The 19,631-nt window shown below is 32.9% G+C and carries 19 protein-coding genes and 1 pseudogene; 5 read left to right on the plus strand and 15 right to left on the minus strand.

Annotation, left to right across the window (positions count from 1 at the left end; all coding sequences use genetic code 11):
* From AB8B90_RS08360 to AB8B90_RS08380, 5 genes and pseudogenes are all read right to left on the minus strand, one after another.
* Positions 1–220: pseudogene (locus AB8B90_RS08360) on the minus strand (hypothetical protein); the annotation flags it as partial.
* A 93-nt stretch (positions 221–313) separates the two neighbouring features.
* The gene (locus AB8B90_RS08365; RefSeq protein WP_405335599.1) at positions 314–1,003 is read right to left on the minus strand and encodes a peptidoglycan DD-metalloendopeptidase family protein; all 690 of its coding nucleotides are present in this window, start codon (positions 1,001–1,003) and stop codon (positions 314–316) included.
* A 74-nt stretch (positions 1,004–1,077) separates the two neighbouring features.
* On the minus strand, positions 1,078–2,688 hold the full coding sequence (locus tag AB8B90_RS08370; protein WP_405335601.1) for a hypothetical protein: 1,611 nt from the start codon (positions 2,686–2,688) through the stop codon (positions 1,078–1,080).
* A gap of 51 nt (positions 2,689–2,739) precedes the next feature.
* Positions 2,740–3,315: a hypothetical protein gene (locus tag AB8B90_RS08375; protein ID WP_405335603.1), complete on the minus strand. Its 576-nt coding sequence runs from the start codon at positions 3,313–3,315 to the stop codon at positions 2,740–2,742.
* Positions 3,299–3,850: an RNA polymerase sigma factor gene (locus AB8B90_RS08380; RefSeq protein WP_405335605.1), complete on the minus strand. Its 552-nt coding sequence runs from the start codon at positions 3,848–3,850 to the stop codon at positions 3,299–3,301. Before AB8B90_RS08380 ends, AB8B90_RS08375 begins: the two co-directional genes overlap by 17 nt.
* A gap of 213 nt (positions 3,851–4,063) precedes the next feature.
* On the opposite strand from AB8B90_RS08380, the gene AB8B90_RS08385 reads away from it, so the two are divergent.
* Both AB8B90_RS08385 and meaB read left to right on the plus strand, forming a co-directional pair.
* The gene (locus AB8B90_RS08385; protein ID WP_405335607.1) at positions 4,064–4,639 is read left to right on the plus strand and encodes a DUF2911 domain-containing protein; all 576 of its coding nucleotides are present in this window, start codon (positions 4,064–4,066) and stop codon (positions 4,637–4,639) included.
* 6 nt (positions 4,640–4,645) lie between these two features.
* Positions 4,646–5,725, plus strand: coding sequence for a methylmalonyl Co-A mutase-associated GTPase MeaB (meaB, locus tag AB8B90_RS08390; protein ID WP_405335609.1), 1,080 nt, complete (start codon positions 4,646–4,648; stop codon positions 5,723–5,725).
* Between the two features lie 7 nt (positions 5,726–5,732).
* Here the strand turns inward: meaB and AB8B90_RS08395 are convergent, their stop codons facing one another.
* On the minus strand, positions 5,733–6,671 hold the full coding sequence (locus AB8B90_RS08395; RefSeq protein ID WP_405335611.1) for an NAD-dependent epimerase/dehydratase family protein: 939 nt from the start codon (positions 6,669–6,671) through the stop codon (positions 5,733–5,735).
* A gap of 97 nt (positions 6,672–6,768) precedes the next feature.
* Between AB8B90_RS08395 and AB8B90_RS08400 the strand changes: the two genes are divergently transcribed.
* On the plus strand, positions 6,769–7,488 hold the full coding sequence (locus tag AB8B90_RS08400; protein WP_405335612.1) for a glycosyltransferase: 720 nt from the start codon (positions 6,769–6,771) through the stop codon (positions 7,486–7,488).
* Here AB8B90_RS08400 and AB8B90_RS08405 read toward each other — a convergent pair.
* The 3 genes from AB8B90_RS08405 to AB8B90_RS08415 are packed head-to-tail and all read right to left on the minus strand — an operon-like array spanning position 7,485 to position 9,685.
* On the minus strand, positions 7,485–8,060 hold the full coding sequence (locus tag AB8B90_RS08405) for a phosphatase PAP2 family protein (protein WP_405335613.1): 576 nt from the start codon (positions 8,058–8,060) through the stop codon (positions 7,485–7,487). The two genes, AB8B90_RS08400 and AB8B90_RS08405, sit on opposite strands and share 4 nt — an antisense overlap.
* A complete protein-coding gene (locus tag AB8B90_RS08410) occupies positions 8,060–8,287 on the minus strand; it encodes a hypothetical protein (RefSeq protein ID WP_405335615.1) in 228 nt (75 codons plus the stop codon). Before AB8B90_RS08410 ends, AB8B90_RS08405 begins: the two co-directional genes overlap by 1 nt.
* Before the next feature lie 9 nt (positions 8,288–8,296).
* Entirely contained in the window at positions 8,297–9,685 is a 1,389-nt protein-coding gene (locus AB8B90_RS08415; RefSeq protein WP_405335616.1) for an MATE family efflux transporter, read from the minus strand.
* Between the two features lie 389 nt (positions 9,686–10,074).
* On the opposite strand from AB8B90_RS08415, the gene AB8B90_RS08420 reads away from it, so the two are divergent.
* Positions 10,075–11,010 (plus strand): hypothetical protein, encoded by a 936-nt coding sequence (locus tag AB8B90_RS08420; RefSeq protein ID WP_405335617.1) that lies wholly within the window; start codon positions 10,075–10,077, stop codon positions 11,008–11,010.
* Positions 11,011–11,012: 2 nt separating this feature from the next.
* Here the strand turns inward: AB8B90_RS08420 and AB8B90_RS08425 are convergent, their stop codons facing one another.
* The 5 genes from AB8B90_RS08425 to AB8B90_RS08445 form a co-directional block, all read right to left on the minus strand.
* Positions 11,013–12,122 (minus strand): ATP-grasp domain-containing protein, encoded by a 1,110-nt coding sequence (locus AB8B90_RS08425; protein WP_405335618.1) that lies wholly within the window; start codon positions 12,120–12,122, stop codon positions 11,013–11,015.
* 46 nt (positions 12,123–12,168) lie between these two features.
* Positions 12,169–13,116 (minus strand): NAD(P)H-dependent flavin oxidoreductase, encoded by a 948-nt coding sequence (locus tag AB8B90_RS08430; RefSeq protein WP_405335619.1) that lies wholly within the window; start codon positions 13,114–13,116, stop codon positions 12,169–12,171.
* A complete protein-coding gene (locus tag AB8B90_RS08435) occupies positions 13,117–14,730 on the minus strand; it encodes a S8 family serine peptidase (RefSeq protein WP_405335620.1) in 1,614 nt (537 codons plus the stop codon).
* 31 nt (positions 14,731–14,761) lie between these two features.
* Positions 14,762–15,949: a tRNA 2-thiouridine(34) synthase MnmA gene (gene mnmA / locus AB8B90_RS08440; protein ID WP_405335621.1), complete on the minus strand. Its 1,188-nt coding sequence runs from the start codon at positions 15,947–15,949 to the stop codon at positions 14,762–14,764.
* A gap of 166 nt (positions 15,950–16,115) precedes the next feature.
* Positions 16,116–16,820 carry a toxin-antitoxin system YwqK family antitoxin gene (locus tag AB8B90_RS08445; RefSeq protein ID WP_405335622.1) on the minus strand — a complete coding sequence of 235 codons (705 nt, stop codon included), beginning with the start codon at positions 16,818–16,820 and terminating at the stop codon, positions 16,116–16,118.
* Between the two features lie 83 nt (positions 16,821–16,903).
* Here AB8B90_RS08445 and AB8B90_RS08450 point away from each other — a divergent pair, with 83 nt between their 5' ends.
* Positions 16,904–18,313 carry a fasciclin domain-containing protein gene (locus AB8B90_RS08450; RefSeq protein WP_405335623.1) on the plus strand — a complete coding sequence of 470 codons (1,410 nt, stop codon included), beginning with the start codon at positions 16,904–16,906 and terminating at the stop codon, positions 18,311–18,313.
* Positions 18,314–18,477: 164 nt separating this feature from the next.
* Here AB8B90_RS08450 and yidC read toward each other — a convergent pair.
* Positions 18,478–19,631 (minus strand): membrane protein insertase YidC (gene yidC / locus AB8B90_RS08455; RefSeq protein WP_405335625.1); only part of this gene is annotated, 1,154 nt, incomplete at its 5' end.

Here is a 19,631-nt window from a genome sequence, read left to right on the forward strand (position 1 = left end):
TACTCAAAATTAAGTGTTCTACAGCTTGTGCCTCACTCTCTTGGATTTCACCATCGTTATTGGTATCTGCATCTGCATCACCAACCCCATCATCATCGAGGTCGACACAGTTATCTGTAGTTAAAATATGCTTAAAATTCACGTCAGGAATAGTTACAATTTGAGCTTGACAAACAGTTAATGCGAATCCGATTAATAAAAGTGTAAGGATGTATTTCATAGTGAGTTGATTATAAAATATAAGTTATCACAAATTCTTGTTTTTTGAAAACATCTTACACTAAATCATTGATTACAAAACAATTTAGTTGATTTATAATTTTAGAACCAAATTTGGGTTTGGACAATTATGTTTATAAAACTCTAAATCTTGTTTTGAGCACACTCCTGGATAATCACCGACATAATGCTGTATGTCTTTTATAATCTGAAAATGTAAATGTGGCGGATAATCACCATTTACGGAAGCATCACCCAAAGTAGCAATCTCATCGCCTTTATTAAACTTCTGCCCTACTTTTAGGTTCACTATAGAAGACAAACTCAAATGTCCGTATAAAGTATAAAATCTTGAATCTTGAATATCATGCTGAAGAATAATCGTCGGACCATAATCACCAAAATTAGTATTGTTTTTAAAACTATGCACAACACCTTCTAAAGGTGAATAAATTGATGTTCCTGAAGCTATCCATAAATCTAAACCTAAATGAATATTACGCTGTAAAATCTCTTCTGAGGTATTGAAGTAGTCACTTCTGTTATAAATATTTCGGGTTTCAAGGTAACCACCATAAGCAACACTAGCATTATTTTTAGCAATATGATTGGCTATGTAAAGTGCTAACTTTTCTGAGGATGAAACATCAATAGTTTGTAATTCAATATTATTTATAGAAAGGTCTAAAGCAACATAATCCTTAAAAGATAAAGTAGGATTTAGTAGAGGAAATGAATCTATGGCTAATCCATTTAAGAATTGAGAAAATAGCTCAGAGGACATGATTAGTTTTTCTCAAAAGTATAAAATAAAACTAGGCTATTTTATATTGTATGGTTTAAATACAGTAATTTGAATTATCTCAAGACAACATCACTAAACTTAGCATTAACAACTATTGATTTTCCTGAATTTTTACCACTAGTATAGTTTTCAATTGTTTTTTGAGAAGTCATTTCGTTATTTAACCTAGAACGATTTCCTTTGAAAAATACACTATAATCAGATTGTGGTAACGAAATAAGAGCATCACTATTTTCAAGTATGATATTTAGATTACTAAACGAGTCTGCAATATTAGAAATTGTTAAATCGCCAAAACTGCCATCAATAATAGCATTATCTAGTAAGTTACTTAAAATAATATCTGATGAATTACTATTTAAAACTAAACGATTCACATTTTGTATGTGAGCATCTTCAACATATTTAAGGTTAAGTTGACCTAGGCTCCATGTTGTAATTTCTACAGGAGAATAAGCAACATTGATGGAAGTCTCACTTCCATCAATGTGATTTGCTAATAATACTGAATGAGAAATATCTCCTCTAAGATTATGAATTACAGAACCAATTTTTAATTCTCCATGTCTCACATTCATATTTAATTTTGCATTTTTAGGCATCTTAATTTTAATCGTCTTTTTAACATTATCACTTTTTAAATGCATACGACGCTTTATGCTTTCATTGCGATTAGCATGTGCGTCTTGACGTCGCTCCATTGCTTTAGCTCTTACTTCTAAACGCTTCTCCATTTCTTTAGCACGTTCTTCTTGACGTTTTTCTAGAGCTTTTACTCTAGCTTCACGCTCTTGTTCGCGTTTTGCCATACGCTGTTCAAGTAAAAGAGCTCGTTGTTCCATTTGCTTGCCATGTTTCTCCTCCCAAACTTCCATTTTATCAGCCCATTCTTCATCAAAAGACTCTTCATATTTCTTACTCCAAACTGCCATTTTAGCTTCATAATCTTTTCCAAATTTTTCACCCCATTTATCCATCGCCTTTTCATAAGACGAAAAATCAATCTTAGCCATTTCTCTTCCCCAAGCTTTCATCTTTTCTCCAAACTCTTTACCATATTCCTCTTCAAATTCTTTACTCCATTTTTCAAGATATGCTTCACCGTCTTTCTCAAAAGCTTCAGTATCAAAACTAACATTATTGACGCCTTTTGGTAACTCAGGAATTTTTGGTACTTGTGGCATATCCTCAAATCCAAATCGAACCATTTCAGGCATTTCTGGTAGCTCAGGCATTTCTGGCATTTCTGGCATGTCAGCTATATATACATTAATATCTTCTAAATTCTTAAGAGCATCTAAATCTAAATTTAAATCTTCTAAATCAAATCGATATGATTGTACACCATCCCAACTAGGAAATCCACTTCCTTCAGATGATATTTTCACATAATCTCCGGACCCTTCTATTTTAAGATCCCAATTTTTTAAAGCGTCTTGAAGTTCTTCTTTAGTCATTTTTTCGTCTTCGATATAAGCTTCAATCTCTAGGGTGTTTTTATTCCAAGTATCAATTTCTATTTCTACGTAACTAGTATTTAAATCAATGTTAACGTCTTTACTTACATTAATTTTTTGAGATGCTTTAGTTAACTTTTGTTGTCCTGAAACACTAAAAGTGAAGCAGAATAATAACAAGGCAACTATTTTAAATGTTGTTTTCATGATTGTGTTTTTTACTTTGAATTTGTATTCAAATTTGGTCTTTATTTGTGATTATAAAACTTCCTCTGAAGCATTTAAATCGTGTAATTGTTCTTTTAATCGATACAATAAATTTAGACGCAGTTTCAAGTTATCAATGAGTGCACTAACTGTCAGTTCGTTCGGGCCATTTTGTGTAAGCTCAACCGACAAGCGTTTGTATTCTTCATTGAGCTCTGCTAGTCTTACCAAATACCCATCAAAAAGCTCCTTACTTTCTGGTGTTTGTTTAATTTTAGATAATTCTAAATTGATATTAGCCAAGTAATAATCTTCAATTAATTTTAAATCTGGTGAAATATCACCAAGTGATTTTAATTGATCTTCATTGGTTTGACTTTGATTATTAACCACATGATTTTCTATAGATTTTGGCTGTTGCATAAATTTATAGGTTCCAAAAGCTAAGCCAATCAATATAACTACACTAGCAGCAATTTGTAAAACACTGAAACGTTTTTTGATTGATGTTTCTTCTGGCTGAGCTTCATCTAACTTTTTAAGAAAGCGTGCTTCATGACCCTCGCTCATTTTTAATTGCGAATCTTTGTCTTCATTTTTTAATAATTGTCTAAGATCTTGTGCCATTTTTTATTGGTGTTAATAATGCTTTTAATTTTGATTTACCTCTTGACAGCTGAGTCCTTGATGCGATTTCTGAAATATTTAGAATTTCAGAAACCTCTTGATGATCGTATCCTTCTACCAAATATAACATCACTACATATTGATATTTATCTGGTAATTTTTGAATAGCATCTTTAACCTCATCTACAGTTATTGTATCTTCTACTAACCATTCGTTTTCATAATTTGAATCGACTACTTTTAGGTGCACCTCATCTAATTCTAGCAAATGTTGCTTTTTAGACTTTAAACAGTCAATACATTTATTGATTACGATTCGTTTTAACCAAGCTCCAAAAGTCACGTCTCCTTTAAATTGATCTAATTTTGAAAATGCCTTTATAAAAGATTCTTGTACGATATCTTCAGCTTCCATAGAATTTTTCATAAAGCGCATGGCTACAATAAACATGCCGTCACAATACTGCTTGTATAATTGCAGTTGAGCAATTCGATTGTTTTGTTTACACTTTTCAATAATATTAGATTGTAACATCTAAGATTGCTTTTGGTTTGGTTATATATCAAATAACTAATAAAAGCTATTTGGTATTGGTTCACATTAAAGACGACACAAAAAGTAGAGTGTTGCAAAAAATAGGATACTTTTTTGAAAAAATAATAGTTATGCTAAAAGTACGTTAAGTTATATTGCGAAGTTATTGATTTACTAGTATCTTTATAATCCATTTTGAAATTGAAAATTTTTATGAATACGTTTTTAAAACGACTTCTACTCTTTTTGTCCATTATTGCTATTGGACTTTTTATTTACTCTTATTTTGTAGAAAATATTTTTGCGCCACGCTTAAGCCCTAAAGACACTGTAGAGTTTAAACTTAACGATCTAGAATTAGAAGTTTTTTACAATAGACCTTCGAAGAAAGGTCGTGAAGTTTTTGGAGCCTTAGTTCCTTTTGATAAGGTTTGGCGAACTGGAGCAAATGAAGCGACTACGTTCGAGACAAATAAGAATTTAATGATTGATGGTATTTATGTCCCTAAAGGCAAGTACTCTGTTTGGACAGTTCCTAATGATAGTGTATGGAAATTAATGCTTAACACAAAACAGTATTCTTGGGGAGTTGATGAGCAAATGCAACCGCTTTGGGATCCAAATTATGACCTTTTAGAAATTGATGTTGCCACAGAATCTCTTAATAAAGTTGTTGAACAATTTACAATTGCCTTTGATAATTCAACTGACGACCTTAAGCTTACTATGGCTTGGGACAAAACAAAAATTGCTGTACCTTTAGTGGTATTAAAAGACAAAAAGGAATAAAGGCATTTGACCAAAAAAGCAAAATCTTCTGCATTACTAAACAAAAAAGGGGTTTCCCAATCTGAAATCACCAATGCATCTTCTATTACTAAAATTAGACAAAAACGGAAATCTAAACCAAGTACTCAAGATTTAATTTCAGAAATTATTAATGGAAACATTACAGCATTAAGTAGAGCTATTACATTAATTGAAAGCTCAAATCCTAAGCATTTAAACCAAGCAAATGACATTATTAAAGGTTGTCTTCAACATACTAACACTTCTGTAAGAATTGGTATCACAGGTGTTCCTGGTGTTGGCAAAAGCACTTTTATTGAGGCGTTCGGAATGTATTTAACATCTCAAGGAAAAAAAGTTGCTGTCTTAGCAGTTGATCCAAGTAGTAGTTTAAGCAAAGGAAGTATTTTAGGCGATAAGACCAGAATGGAAGACTTGGTAAAAAACAAAAATGCGTTCATTAGACCTTCACCATCTGGAACATCTCTAGGAGGTGTCGCTAGAAAAACTCGTGAAACCATTATGCTATGTGAAGCCGCTGGTTTTGATATTATTTTAATTGAAACCGTTGGAGTTGGGCAAAGTGAAACAGCTGTTCATAGTATGGTAGATTTCTTTCTACTACTAAAATTAGCTGGAGCTGGCGATGAACTGCAAGGTATTAAAAGAGGTATTATTGAAATGGCTGATGCTATAGCTATTAATAAAGCTGATGGTGATAATCTTAAAGCTGCAAAACTTGCTAAAGTCGAATTTAATAGAGCATTACATTTATACCCACTAAAAGATTCAGAATGGCAACCAAAAGTGATGTTGTGTAGTGCACTTCAGCAAGAAGGTATTGAAGACCTTTGGAATATGATTGAATTATATATTGAGCATACCTCAAAAAATCAGTATTTTGATAAACATCGAAAAGAACAAAGTAAGTTTTGGTTATTACAAACAATTGAAGATCGTTTGAAATCAGACTTTTTTAATCAGCCAAAAATTAAATCGGCTTTAAAACTTCAGTTACAATTAATCGAAGATGGTAAAACCACACCATTTACTGCTGCAGAAGACCTCCTAAAACTTAACGATTAAAGTCTTTTTAAAAATTAGCTTTATACCACTCTACTTGTTTTTGCACTGCCTCTAATAAGGTGGTTTTCGGATTATAATTTAGTAACTTTCTTGCTTTATCAATATTGGCCTTAGTTCGAGATTGATCACCAGGTCGTTTTGGAATGACATTAATTTTTATAGTATCCCCTAGAACTTGTTCAACAGCTTCAATACCTTCTTTAGTGGTGTGTTCAACTTCGGTTCCAAGATTAATAGTTTCGCCATTAACAACGTCTTCTTTACCAATAACACTAACAATTCCATCTACAATATCACCTACATATGTAAAGCTTCGTAAATGTTTATCGCTTCCTTCAAACAATGGAAATGGTTTTCCTTGTAAACCTAAAGAGATAAGTTTGGTATACATTTTTTCAGGACGTTCTCTGGGACCTATAACAGAATACAATCTGAGAGAACAACTTTTCATTTGATTTTCTCTACTCTTTTGAAGTACTAGTTGCTCACCAGCTAATTTAGTAACTCCATAATACGACGCAGGCTTTGGTGCCTCATCTTCAGTAAACGTAGCAACTAAACCATAAACTGAAGATGTACTTATATTTGTAAAAAGCTTCAAACTAGAACACGACATTGCAAAATCAATCAAGTGTTTTGTAGCAATAACATTGTTAGTTAAATAGTCTTCAAATGTTGATGTCTGTGAAATTCCTGGTTGTGCTGCAAAATGAAAAATATAGTTGAAGTCTGTTGGCAAATCTTCGGCAAAATTAGAATCACATAAATTTTTCTTCAGAATAGTAATGCCTTTATCTGTTAAAGCTTTCGCGTTGAGATGTTTTAAATCTACATTATAGTAATCACTAAAACAATCTAAAGCGACCACTTCATGACCTAAATTATGTAAGCGTTCTGCTGTATGAGACCCAATAAAACCAACTGCTCCTGTTACGAGTATTTTCATTTTTATAATTTGTGATGGCAAATTAACAATTTTTAAAACAAACCAAATCAACATCGCGCCTAAAAAAGAATATTTTTGTAAGACTAAGATTTATGTCATGGCATTTAAATTCACCATAATTATTCCTGTTTATAATGAAGTAAACAACCTACATCGTCTAGAAAAAGCTCTATTAGCTTTCCTAAAAACATCAATAATAAAAACACAAATTTTATTAATTAATGATGGGTCAACTGATGATAGCTTGACAATCATTGAAGCTATGTGTAAAAAAAATAGTTGTTTCAATATGTTGTCATTTGACAAAAACTACGGATTGAGTGCTGCATTAAAAGCAGGTTTTGATTATACCGAAACAGAACTTGTTGGTTATATAGATGCAGATTTACAAACCTCTCCCGAAGATTTTGATTTGCTTTTAGAACACATAAATGATTTTAACTTAGTTACTGGAGTGCGAATAAACCGGAATGATAGTTTTACAAAAAAAACAACTTCAAAAATTGCCAATAAGATTCGTAGAATGTTTACCAAAGATGGCATGGATGATACGGGTTGCCCACTTAAAGTAATTAGAACCGAATATGCGAAAAAAATCCCTATGTTTAAAGGGCTTCATCGGTTTTTACCAGCAATGATTCTCTTACAAGGGGGAACCATTAAACAAATCCCAATTCAACATTTTCCACGGATTGCTGGTGTTTCAAAATTTGGAATAAGAAATCGATTTCTCAGTCCTTTAATAGATTGTTTTGCTTATGTATGGATGAAAAAAAGAGCAATTAACTACAAAGTAAACAACAACTTTAAGTCTTAATTACGTTCAAATCTGTATTGTAGGTAATTAAAAAGTTTATAAAATATAAAGCCTGATAAGATTCCAAATAGCATTCCGCTTAGAACATCTAAAGGATAATGTACACCAACATAAATTCTACTATATCCCATAATTATAGCCCAAACAACCATTATATATGGAAGGTATTTGTATTTAGACCTTAGCATTAAACTTGTAAATATCGCGACTGACATTGAATTTGAGGCGTGACCAGAAAAATATCCATATTTGCCACCACAGGAACTTTTAACTAATCTAATAATATCATTAATTTCTGTGTTGTAACATGGTCTCAAACGCATTACTAACACTTTCTTAAACAAATTAGTAATTTGATCTGTAAACGTAATCATCAATACAATCACTAAAAGTGTAAATAAAAACATCTTTAATGAAAGCCTTTTATAAAACAAAAAAAGGAGAAACGCATAAAATGGAATCCAATTAAACTTAGTCGTGTAAAACATCCAGAATGCATCCCAAGTTTGAGTACCTAAGCCATTTAGGTATATAAATAATTCGGTATCTAGTTTTACTAATTCTTCTAGCATTAATCGTCGTATCTAGAAACTTCTCGATCATAGAAATCTGTAGCTGCTTGAATAAAGTTTTCAGCTTCAGCTTCAATTTCTTTTTGATCATGTTCATCAAACTCTTCAAACCATTCTACCTCATCATCTTCAAGATTGATTATAAATCTTGGAAAATCAGTGTGTATAACATAAATCGCATTTGGATGGTCTGTGTTGTCACCAAGTATAAATTTTGGAAGTTCCATATGTATAAATTAGTCTAAACTATTTGTTGAATTCAAAATTAACTTTTTTGTAAGATAATTAAATCTAATAAACAATAAAATTGCAGCTACTGTTAATCCAGCTAATAAGCCTAACCAGATCCCGAAACTACCATAGGCCTCTTCTTTGCCTAAAAAATAACTAACAGGAAATCCAATAACCCAATAAGAAACAAATGTAATTATTGTTGGAATCTTTACGTCTTGCAATCCTCTTAATGCACCAAGCACTACTACTTGAATACCATCACTTACCTGAAAAATTGCAGCCGCTATCATCAATTTAGAAGCGATACCAATCACTTCTGTGTTATCAATTAAGTTTTCTGCATCATTAAAATCGACATATATTTTAGGAAGATGATCATGAAATGCATAAAAAATGATTCCGAAGACAACCGAAAGTATCGTTGCTAAGAGAAATAAGGAAAATGCAATGCGTCGTAATTCAAAATATTGGTGTAACCCTTTCTGATTTCCAACGCGAATCATAGAGGCAACACTTAATCCCATGGCAACCATGAATGTCATAGATGATAAGTTTAATGCAATTTGATTAGCAGCTTGTGGGTTCTTTCCTAATAATCCGCTTAACCAAATAGCAGCTGTAAAAATTGCAACTTCAAAGAACATTTGCATTGCACTAGGATAGCCTAAGTTAATGACTTTTTTAAGCATTAATTTATCTAACACAAAGAGTTTAATATGTGTGACATAGGCTTTAGATTTCTCTTTTTTTGTTAATAACCACCATAGGTAAATCACCATAATCACTCTAGACGCTAATGTTCCATATGCAGCACCAACTATGCCTAGTTCAGGGAAACCAAATTTCCCAAAAATGAGTAAGTAGTTTAAAATAACATTAACAATATTAGCAAGTAAAGTTGCATACATAGGATACCTTGTCATTGAAAGTCCGTCACTAAACTGTTTAAAGGCTTGAAAAACAATTAATGGAATTAAGGAGAATGCGACAAGTTTCAAGTATGGTAATGCCAATTCTACGACTTCAACCGGTTGCTTCATAAAATACAATAACGGCTTAGCTAAAAATACAGTTAGGCATAATACTATTCCTAAAATTGTACATAAAAACAAACCGTGTTTAAATGATGACTTGCCTTCTAAGAAGTTATTAGCAGCATCAGCTTCAGCAACAAGAGGTGTAATTGCAGTCGAAAAACCAATACCAATGGACATAGCAATAAACATAAAACTATTCCCAAGGGAAACAGCAGCTAATTCAGCAGTACCAAGTTGACCAACCATGATATTATCAATAAATTGCACAAAGGTATGTCCCAACATTCCTAGCATTACTGGCGCTGCAAGTTGCCAATTGTATTTAAACTCTTTTGTGTAATTAGTTAAAGTCAATGCTATAAATTTTAAAGTTGCAAAGGTAGGTTATTGATGATTATTTGTAGTGAAAAACCAAAAACAATAAAAAATCTTAAATACAATAGATTGACTATTATTACGTTATAAAATCAAATTGTTAATAAGTTGATTTCTATTTGTTTACTTAGAACATTTGAAAGCATTATTTTTACTTTATAAATACCTTATTTTAGTAGGTTAGGTATTTGGGGTAGAAACTTTTTTAGCTATTATTTTAGAGGGATTTAAAAATTTTGTTGTTAAAAAACGTTTCAGACAAAAAGAGGATTTTTTCCTCTTTTTGTTGTTTCTAGGCATACGTTAATTAACAAAACTTTTAAATATTGATTCATTTGGTTTTGTAAATTATACTTCAAATTACGATTATGAAAACTATTACTTTTCTGTTGTTGTGTTGTGTTTCAATAAGCTATTCACAATCAGAACAAACAGACGTCACTCCTTTTATCAAAGATATTGTTGCTCAATTTCCAAATGCTAGAGATATTGCTTTATCAGAGAATGAAGCGGTATTTTCTGCACAAAGTGTGATGGGAGATGTATCTGCATTAGTTACTATAAAAAAAAGCAAAAAACATTGGTCGGAGCCAGAAGTACTTTCTTTTTCCGGACAATATTTTGATATTGAACCTTATTTCGCTAGTGATGGACTTACACTATATTTTGCTTCAAACAGACCTTTGAATGAAGCATCTTCAGAATCAAAAGATTTTGACATTTGGTTTGTTCATCGAGCAGATATACATTCAAAGTGGTCTGAACCACAAAACTTAGGCGCTCCAATAAATACTAAAATGGATGAGTTCTATCCTGTTGTTACAGATTCTAAAAACATCTATTTCACTTTAGATAATAAGTCTTTAAAAAGAAAAGATGATATTTATGTGAGTGAGTTTAAAAATGGAAAATACAGTTCTCCTAAACCTCTAAGTGATGCTATAAATACTGATGGATATGAATTCAACGCTTTTATAGCACCTGACGAATCCTTTTTAGTGTATACATGCTATAACAGAAAAGATGGTTATGGTAGTGGAGATCTTTATATAAGTTATAGAGATAAAAACACTAAAATTTGGAGTAAATCCAAAAATATGGGTGAATTGATAAACTCTAACAAAATGGATTATTGTCCGTTTGTTGATATAAGTACTAACACTTTATACTTTACTAGTAAACGCATTACTACTACAAACAATCACAATTCAAAAATGAATATTCAAGACTTAAAAAATGTGTTTAATAGCTACGAAAATGGTGCGAGTAGAATTTACAAAGCACCAATGCCAATCAAAAACTAAAATTATAAGCGTCTTATTAACCACTGCTTAAACCTATACAATGTTGGAATTGGATCGTTTATAAAAGATTTAGTTTCAGAATGATTTAATAAGTAATTCTTTTTGAACATGAATGAAGGTTGGCGTTTTATCGTTTTAAAAACCCCTTTTAAACGCATATACTCAGTCTCAATATATTCTTGATTTTCAATGGCATCATTTAGAGCCAGTTGAATTGCTAAATCTGGAAAATTAATCCCTGCAAACTTAGACCCTTCAACACTTCCCCAAAACCTAGCATTTACTTCAATAATTTTGAAGTCATTTGTTTTTTCATCATAACGCAAATCGATATGTGCCACTCCTGACCATTGCATTGCTTTCATAAATTCCGAAACCACATTTAGCAAAGTATCATTCTTCAAAAAATCAAAACATAATTGAGGTGCAAACGCATTATCTCCTTCAAGTTTTCCTTTTTGAATAGTATACTTCAAAATTTCACCCTCTGAACAAAGCACACTACAATCGATATCGTAACCCTCAATATACTCTTGAAAAAAGAGTTCACTTGTTTGTGAATGTTTACTGAAATATACATCTAATGCTTGTTGATCATTAAACTTCACTATTCCATCACCTCCTTTTTCTTGGAGAGGTTTAATTAAAATAGGAAAATGAAGCTCTAGTGTTTCCCTAGAATAAGAGTCAAAATTTTCGAAGCGTTGGTATTTTGGATGCGGAAAGTTTTGTTTGTTTAGAAAATGACTCAGTTCATGTTTATTAATGGCAGTTTCAAAACTATCTATTTGAGGAAGCGGAATTACTTTTACAGCATTAGACAAAAACTGTTGATTGTGAATCCAAAACCTAAATTCCTCTTCAGCGATAGGAACAATTATAGAGATATTCTGGTCTTGTATTTCCTTAGCGACAACATCAAGCCAAGATTTATCTGAGGTTTTTTTATAATATTTATAATAAGAAGTGTGTTTTGAGTATTTTGCCGCAGTTCGTTTTTTATCAGACAATACAAAGATTTTGTAATCGCTATTTTGCGATAAGCAACTAATAACGCTTAAAGCCCAAGTGCTATTACCATCGGGAATTAAAACATGACACTTTGAACCCATTAATTCGTAGAGGAATTATTCAATTTTTTTATAAATATAATATTTTTTAAAAGAACGTTTGATTGGCATTTTGCTGCGCAACTTTAAATTCTTTAATCATATCTTTTATAATTTGAGCAGCTGGTTTAATTTCATGAATTAATCCAGCAATCTGTCCGATTTCTAATTCACCATCCTCAAGATCACCTTCAAACATTCCTCGTTTTGCTCTAGCTCGACCAAGGTGAGCCTTTAGTTCTTCTACTGAAGTGCCATTTTTATAGAGCGCTTGTAATTCATCAAAAAACTTATTCTTGATGAGTCTTACTGGAGCTAATTCTTTAAGTGTTAATTGTGTATCGCCTTCTTTAGCATCAACAACAACCTTTTTAAATGCCTGATGTGAAGACGCTTCTTCACTAGCAACAAATCGACTTCCAACTTGAACTCCGTCTGCACCTAAAATCATAACTGCTAACATCGTATTTCCAGTTGCAATTCCACCAGCTGCAATTAATGGAATTTTTAATTGTTCTTTCACCATTGGAATCAACGTTAGTGTCGTAGTCTCTTCACGACCATTATGTCCTCCAGCTTCAAAACCTTCAGCAACAACAGCATCTACTCCAGCCTCTTGAGCTTTTAAAGCAAATTTCACACTACTAACCACATGCACAACTGTTATGCCTCGCTCCTTTAACCAAGACGTCCAAGTTTTAGGATTTCCGGCGGAAGTGAATACAATATTAACACCTTCTTCGACAATGATATCCATAATCTCTTCAATATTAGGATATAACATAGGTACATTGACGCCAAAGGGTTTATCAGTGGCCTTTTTACATTTTTGAATGTGTTCTCTTAATACATCAGGATACATAGAACCTGCACCTATTAAACCAAGAGCTCCTGCATTACTTGCAGCTGAAGCTAATTTCCAACCGCTTGCCCAAATCATTCCAGCTTGAATTATTGGATATTGAATATTGAACAGTGATGTGATTTTATTTGCCATTTATGATTTTAAAAGTTTAAATGTTGTTACACCTTTACTCGACTCAAAAGACATCATATACATACCTATTGCCATTGAAGATACATCTAACTTGGTTTCAGATTGTATGATCTCTTTTTCTATAATAAGTTTACCCAAGACATTGAATATTTTCAAATGTGTTGTTTCTGATATTGATGGAATGTGAATATTTAGTAGGTTGCTCACAGGATTAGGAAACACCTTAAATTGAATAAAATCTTCTTCTGAAATTGTTAAACCAATATCCAAAGCTAGCTCTAAATTAGGAATGCCATAGCCTATAAAGTAATCTGGTGTATCAAACTGTGAGGCTGACATTCTAACGAATTGTTTAATCTCTTCATGAGACGCATTTGGTAAAGCTTGCCAAAGTGAAGCGATACCTCCAGCCATAATCGGTGAACTAAATGATGTTCCGTTACTTGTTACAATATTATTACTGGAACTTACAACGGCTGCTGCTGCTCCTCTAGCAACAACATCTGGTTTTTGAGTCGGTTGGGTTGCAGTACCTTGTGAACTAAATGAAACATAATTCCCTTCAGAATCTACAGCTCCTATACTTAAAACACCTGAAGCATCTGCTGGAGCACCAAGAGTTTGCCAAGCACTAGCCCCAGAATTACCTGCAGAATTAACCACTAAAATTCCTTTTTCATTGGCAATATTAGCCCCTTTTGTTATAAATGCTGTATTGCCATTCATATCAGCTGGCGAATAATTATAATTTGAATTATCAAAAGCAGTGTAGCCCAATGAGGAATTAATAATGTGAACTCCCAAACTATCTGCACGCTCAGCTGCTTCAACCCAATAGCTTTCCTCAACTGGCATTTCGTTAAATGCATCTTCAGTTCTAAACACATAATACGATGCATCAGGAGCGGTTCCAACAAATTCATCTTGAACAAAAGCTGCCATATTACTTAATACTCTCGTGCCATGCTGATTGCCATCAAATTCAAACACATCTTCCGTTCTATCTACAAAATCGTATCCTCCCAATAAGTCTCCATTATCACGCAAACGCTGAAACGCATTCATGGTATCTACATTTGGAAAGCCAGCATCGAATACTGCAACTACAATTCCTTCACCTGTATAATCTGCGAAATGCAAATGATCTACACCTATCATTTCTACTTGATTTTGAGTAGCTGCATAGTTAAAATCGATTAGGCTTTCTTCAGCTTCGAATTTATTAGTATTGAAGGCTACTCGTGTATCCATATTCAGATTCTTATCTGCAAAATCAATAAAATCAACAAACTCTAGTGCCTCTAAAGCTGAAATATCAGTTTCTAAACCGATGACATAAACCGCATTAAACCACTTAGATTTTGCCATAACCGAAATTCCGGTTTGAGTTTTTAACTGAGAAATATATGCTTCATTCACAGGTACATCGCGCTCATCAATAGGAACATTATGAGCCTCTTTTCGATTAATAGCTTCTTGAGTTAAAATTGAGATTGGGTTAGCGATTGAAGCTCCAACATTTTCTTTGTCAGTAAGATAAACCCAAGCGTGTTCATCTTGAGCGAATAATATGAAATGGAACAGTAGGATGCCTAAAAGTATAAATTTCTTCATCTTGCAATTATTTGGGTATGCTACTGGCAATTTAAGAAATAACTCCCGAACCTACTAATTCGTCTTCCAAGTACCAAGCAACGAATTGACCTTCTGTAATTGCAGATTGTTGATTTTCAAACTCGACAAAAAGTCCGTTACTTACTTTATATATTACTGCATTTTCAAGTGTTTGGCGATAGCGAATTCGAGCTTTGACAGACATTGATTCTCCATTAGCTAAAACTAAATCTTCACGAACCCAATGCAATTCTTCATTTGTAACAAATAAAGTAGTTTTAAGCAAACCAGGATGTGTTTTACCTTGACCTGTATAAATCACATTGTCTTCAACATCTGTGTCAATAACAAAAAGAGGTGCTACGGTTCCGCCAACTGCTAAACCTTTTCGTTGTCCTTTTGTAAAATAATGAGCGCCTTGATGTTTACCGACTACTACTCCATCAGACACGGCATACTTTAATCTTTCAGACAAAAACGCTAGTTCTTTTTCTTTTGAATTAAATTCAGGAACCTCAGCATTATAAGCATCTAAAGTTTCAGGAATTTCAACAATGACACCTTCTTTAGGTTTTAATTTTTGCTGAAGAAACTCTGGCAATCTAACTTTTCCTATAAAACATAAGCCTTGAGAATCTTTTTTATCTGCTGTAACTAAATTAAGTTTTGAGGCAATTTCTCGCACTTCTGGTTTAGTTAATTCACCAATAGGGAATAAAGCTTTAGATAATTGTTGTTGTGATAACTGACATAAAAAATACGATTGATCCTTGTTATTATCTACTCCAGCTAATAATTGATAGATTTCTTTTCCATCTTTTTCAATTACTCCACGTCTGCAATAATGACCAGTAGCAACATAATCTGCACCAAGATCAAGCGCAATTTTCATAAAGACATCGAACTTAATTTCCCGATTACAAAGTACATCTGGATTAGGGGTTCGTCCTCTTTGGTACTCATCAAACATATAGTCTACTATACGTTCTTTGTATTGTTCACTTAAATCAACAGTTTGAAAAGGAATCCCTAGTTTATCTGCAACTAACATAGCGTCATTACTATCATCTAGCCAAGGGCATTCGTCAGAAATGGTCACAGAATCATCATGCCAGTTTTTCATAAACAAGCCAATCACTTCATAGCCTTGCGCTTTTAATAAATACGCAGCAACACTTGAATCTACACCTCCTGAAAGTCCGACAATAACTCTTTTCATCTGATATTAACTATTTGCTTTTAGGGTCATATGGAACATCTTAATATACTTATATATACTTTTTAAAGCGCTTTGCTTGATGTTTCATGCTGCAAAATTAAGAAATAAAAATAGCAACAGACACACTGTTGCTATTGTAAATGACTATAGAATGAATAACTTTTAGCTATTGCTTTTTTGGATTCTTACTTCTTCGAGTATGATCTTTAGTTTCTTTGAGTTTACCATCTTCGTAATACTTCCAAATTTTATGTTTTCGACCACGTTGGTACTCACCTTCAGCCAGTATAACACCATCAGAATTGTAGTATTTAGCATTACCATGGAGTTCATCATTTTCATATAAGAAGTCTTTTATTAAAATGCCTCGCTCTGAATACCATTTAGAGTCCCCTTCTAATTTTCCATCTTTATAATGAGAGTGCTCTGCAATTTGTCCGTTAGGATAATATACGATCTTCTCTCCATGTAAGTTACCTTGATCATTAAAAGTTTCAGTTGACAAAACGGCATCAAACTTATTATGATAATAAGTCCATTTTCCAGTATACAACTTACCTTTCATAGCACCTTCACTAATCAGTTTACCTCTAGAGGATAAAAACTTAACTAAAGCTATGTCATTATTAGGATTAAACACCTTAACAGCGCTTAAAACACTCTTCTTGTTTTTTAAGGTATAAAAGTTAAAGGTATCGACTTCTTTACCATGATCGAACTTACCAACGTAACGTAATTGCTTGGTTTTATCAAAATATTTTTTCCATATACCATGCCGTTTTCCGCTTGCATCAAACTGATTTATAGCACCTTGAGACACTGCGCTAAAACTAACCAGTGTTAAAATTAACATAAAAAATAAACGACTCATTATATTTTGTTTAATCATTTCGTAGTTTTGTTAAACAGATTGATTCAATATTAATAAAAGTTAAATAACAAAAACTCAAAAAAATGAAAATTATTTCAAAAACAATCAAAATCTTACCTTTATTATTATTTGTCTTTGCTTTTACAGCATGTAGCGACGATGATGATAATGATCCAATTATTGTACCACAACAATTAAATATCGTGGAAACAGCGCAAGCAACACCAGCTTTATCAAGTTTAGTTGCTGCTATCGAAGCCGCAGATGGTGATTTAGGAACACTTTTAAGTGGAAACGGACCATTTACAGTATTAGCTCCAACAAACGATGCTTTTGATGCATTTTTAAATGGAACACCTCTTGCTCAAGTAGACACTGCTATTTTAGAGCAAATTTTAAGAAATCATGTTATTTCTGCTGATGTAACTGCAGCTGGTTTAGTATCATTATCTGGACCTGATGGAAAAGGATATACTCGAACAAATGCCAACGGTGTTGGTGGAGAAAACTTAAGTATTCTATTTGATACAAGTGGTGCTTTACCAAGATTTAATAATACAGCAAGTGTAGTATCTGCTGATCTTGCTGACATCTCTGCATCTAATGGAACAGTTCATGTTATTGACGCTGTATTAGGATTACCAGACATCGTAGATCATGCATTAAACAATGATAATTTCACAGCATTAACTGGAGCTTTAACTTCAGAAAATCTAGTAGGAACTTTACAAGGATCTGGACCATTCACAGTTTTTGCACCAACAAATGACGCTTTTACTGCATTTGGCAACCCTAATTCAAATGCTTTAGGAGATATTTTATTAAACCATGTTGTTAGTGGAGTTGCATTATCGACTGATCTATCTTCTGGATACGATAACACGACCTTAGCAACAAATGCAGATGGTGATAACTTAAGCTTATATGTTAATGTAGGTGATAATGTAATGTTTAATGGTTCTTCTATGGCAGTTGTTACTGATGTTGTAGGAACTAACGGTGTTGTACATGTGGTTGATAGTGTAATAGATTTACCAACCATAGCAACGTTTGCTACATCAAACACTGCAGCTTTAAGTAGTTTAGTTTCAGCTTTAGCTCTTGCAGACACAGGTACTCCTACAGTGCCATGGATTGCTACAGTTTCTGATGTTTCTGCTGGACCATTCACGGTGTTTGCTCCAACAAATGGTGCATTTGATGACCTTTTAATAGAATTAGATCCAACTGGAAATACAGCTTTAGGTGATTTAGATCCTGCTACAGTAAATGCTGTTTTATTAGTACATGTTGCTAATGGAAACGTAAGAGCTGGAGATTTACCAATGTTAATGGGAACAGTACCTACTTTAGGTGGTGACTTAGCATTAGACATAGACACATTAACTCTTACAGATGCTTTAATGAGAGAGATTGGAATTATTGCTGAATTAACAGACATTCAAGCCGTAAACGGTGTTGTACATGTTGTTGATAGAGTAATTCGTCCATAATAATATTCATTTCAAATTAATTGATTAATAGTTAATTTGACCTGATTGGTTGGTTGGTAAAAGCGCTTCTAGATCTACTAGAAGCGCTTTTCATTTCAACTAAAGCCATAGAAAAAGCCTTTGAATAACGTTCAAAGGCTTTTTATTTATGAGTAAACTAGCGCTTACTTTTTACGATTTTGCTGTGCTTGTTTTTGTGCTTCAGCTTGCTCCATCATGTCAGCCATTTTCTTCTGAAATTTGTTTTGTTTCTTAGGCTTCTTCTTATTCTCTTGAATTTGAGCATGAATCTTATCTTCATCTAAAATGTAGTTTTTAATCACTAACATAATAGCAATACTAATCATATTAGATATGAAGTAATACAAACTTAAACCAGATGCATATTGATTAAAGAATACTAACATTAATAATGGTGAGAAGTAAATCATATATTTCATCATCTTAGCCATATCTGGCATCCCTTCTTGCGTTGGCTGTGAAGCCATTTGCTGTCCTGTTGTCATTTTCATATAGAAGAAAATAGCAATCGCAGCTAAAATTGGAAATAAACTCACATGATCACCATAGAATGGAATGTTAAATGGTAATTCTGCAATCACATCATAAGACGATAAATCATCTGCCCAAAGGAAACTCTTCTGTCTTAAATCAAATGCTGTTGGGAAGAACATAAACAAGGCATAAAATACTGGTAGTTGGATTAAACCAGGTAAACATCCAGCTAACGGACTCGCTCCTGCTTTGTTTTGAAGTGCCATTGTTTCCTGCTGCGCCTTCATTTTATTGTCTTTGTGCTTCTCTTTTATAGCATCTAATTCTGGTTTTAAGACACGTAATTTTGCTTGAGACAAGAATTGCTTGTATTGTACAAATGACATCATTAATTTGATCAATACTGTCATCACAATAATAGCAATACCATAAGGCAAGAATCCACTTAAAAATCCGAATAACGGAATAAACAACTGCTTGTTAATCCATCCGAAAATTCCCCAACCAAACGGGATACTTTCTTCTAAATCGTAATCGTATTGTTTTAAGATCTTACTATCTGTTGGTCCGAAATATAATTGGAAGTTATTACTCGTTTCGCCTGCATTAAAGGCTAAAGGTAATTTAGACGCATATTGTTTTGTAAACACGGTATCAATCTCTTCATCTTGAACTAGATCTTGAGACGAAATAGTTGCCGATTTAAAAGGCTGATCTGCTACTAAAATAGAACTAAAAAAGTGCTGTCTGTACGATAACCATCTCGCGTCTTCAATAATTTCTTCATCATTACCAGCTTGAGCCAACTTACTGATCTTGTCAC

Source organism: Psychroserpens sp., from assembly GCF_045105015.1.
In the GTDB taxonomy this organism is placed as follows: Bacteria; Bacteroidota; Bacteroidia; order Flavobacteriales; family Flavobacteriaceae; genus Psychroserpens.

Bases quoted from the DNA above. Each gene is read 5' to 3' on its own strand.
- AB8B90_RS08365 (WP_405335599.1), bottom strand. From the start codon at position 1,003: ATGTCCTCTGAGCTATTTTCTCAATTCTTAAATGGATTAGCCATAGAT.
- AB8B90_RS08370 (WP_405335601.1), bottom strand. From the start codon at position 2,688: ATGAAAACAACATTTAAAATAGTTGCCTTGTTATTATTCTGCTTCACT.
- AB8B90_RS08375 (WP_405335603.1), bottom strand. From the start codon at position 3,315: ATGGCACAAGATCTTAGACAATTATTAAAAAATGAAGACAAAGATTCG.
- AB8B90_RS08380 (WP_405335605.1), bottom strand. From the start codon at position 3,850: ATGTTACAATCTAATATTATTGAAAAGTGTAAACAAAACAATCGAATT.
- AB8B90_RS08385 (WP_405335607.1), top strand. From the start codon at position 4,064: ATGAATACGTTTTTAAAACGACTTCTACTCTTTTTGTCCATTATTGCT.
- AB8B90_RS08395 (WP_405335611.1), bottom strand. From the start codon at position 6,671: ATGAAAATACTCGTAACAGGAGCAGTTGGTTTTATTGGGTCTCATACA.
- AB8B90_RS08400 (WP_405335612.1), top strand. From the start codon at position 6,769: ATGGCATTTAAATTCACCATAATTATTCCTGTTTATAATGAAGTAAAC.
- AB8B90_RS08405 (WP_405335613.1), bottom strand. From the start codon at position 8,060: ATGCTAGAAGAATTAGTAAAACTAGATACCGAATTATTTATATACCTA.
- AB8B90_RS08410 (WP_405335615.1), bottom strand. From the start codon at position 8,287: ATGGAACTTCCAAAATTTATACTTGGTGACAACACAGACCATCCAAAT.
- AB8B90_RS08420 (WP_405335617.1), top strand. From the start codon at position 10,075: ATGAAAACTATTACTTTTCTGTTGTTGTGTTGTGTTTCAATAAGCTAT.
- AB8B90_RS08425 (WP_405335618.1), bottom strand. From the start codon at position 12,122: ATGGGTTCAAAGTGTCATGTTTTAATTCCCGATGGTAATAGCACTTGG.
- AB8B90_RS08430 (WP_405335619.1), bottom strand. From the start codon at position 13,116: ATGGCAAATAAAATCACATCACTGTTCAATATTCAATATCCAATAATT.
- AB8B90_RS08435 (WP_405335620.1), bottom strand. From the start codon at position 14,730: ATGAAGAAATTTATACTTTTAGGCATCCTACTGTTCCATTTCATATTA.
- mnmA (WP_405335621.1), bottom strand. From the start codon at position 15,949: ATGAAAAGAGTTATTGTCGGACTTTCAGGAGGTGTAGATTCAAGTGTT.
- AB8B90_RS08445 (WP_405335622.1), bottom strand. From the start codon at position 16,820: ATGAGTCGTTTATTTTTTATGTTAATTTTAACACTGGTTAGTTTTAGC.
- AB8B90_RS08450 (WP_405335623.1), top strand. From the start codon at position 16,904: ATGAAAATTATTTCAAAAACAATCAAAATCTTACCTTTATTATTATTT.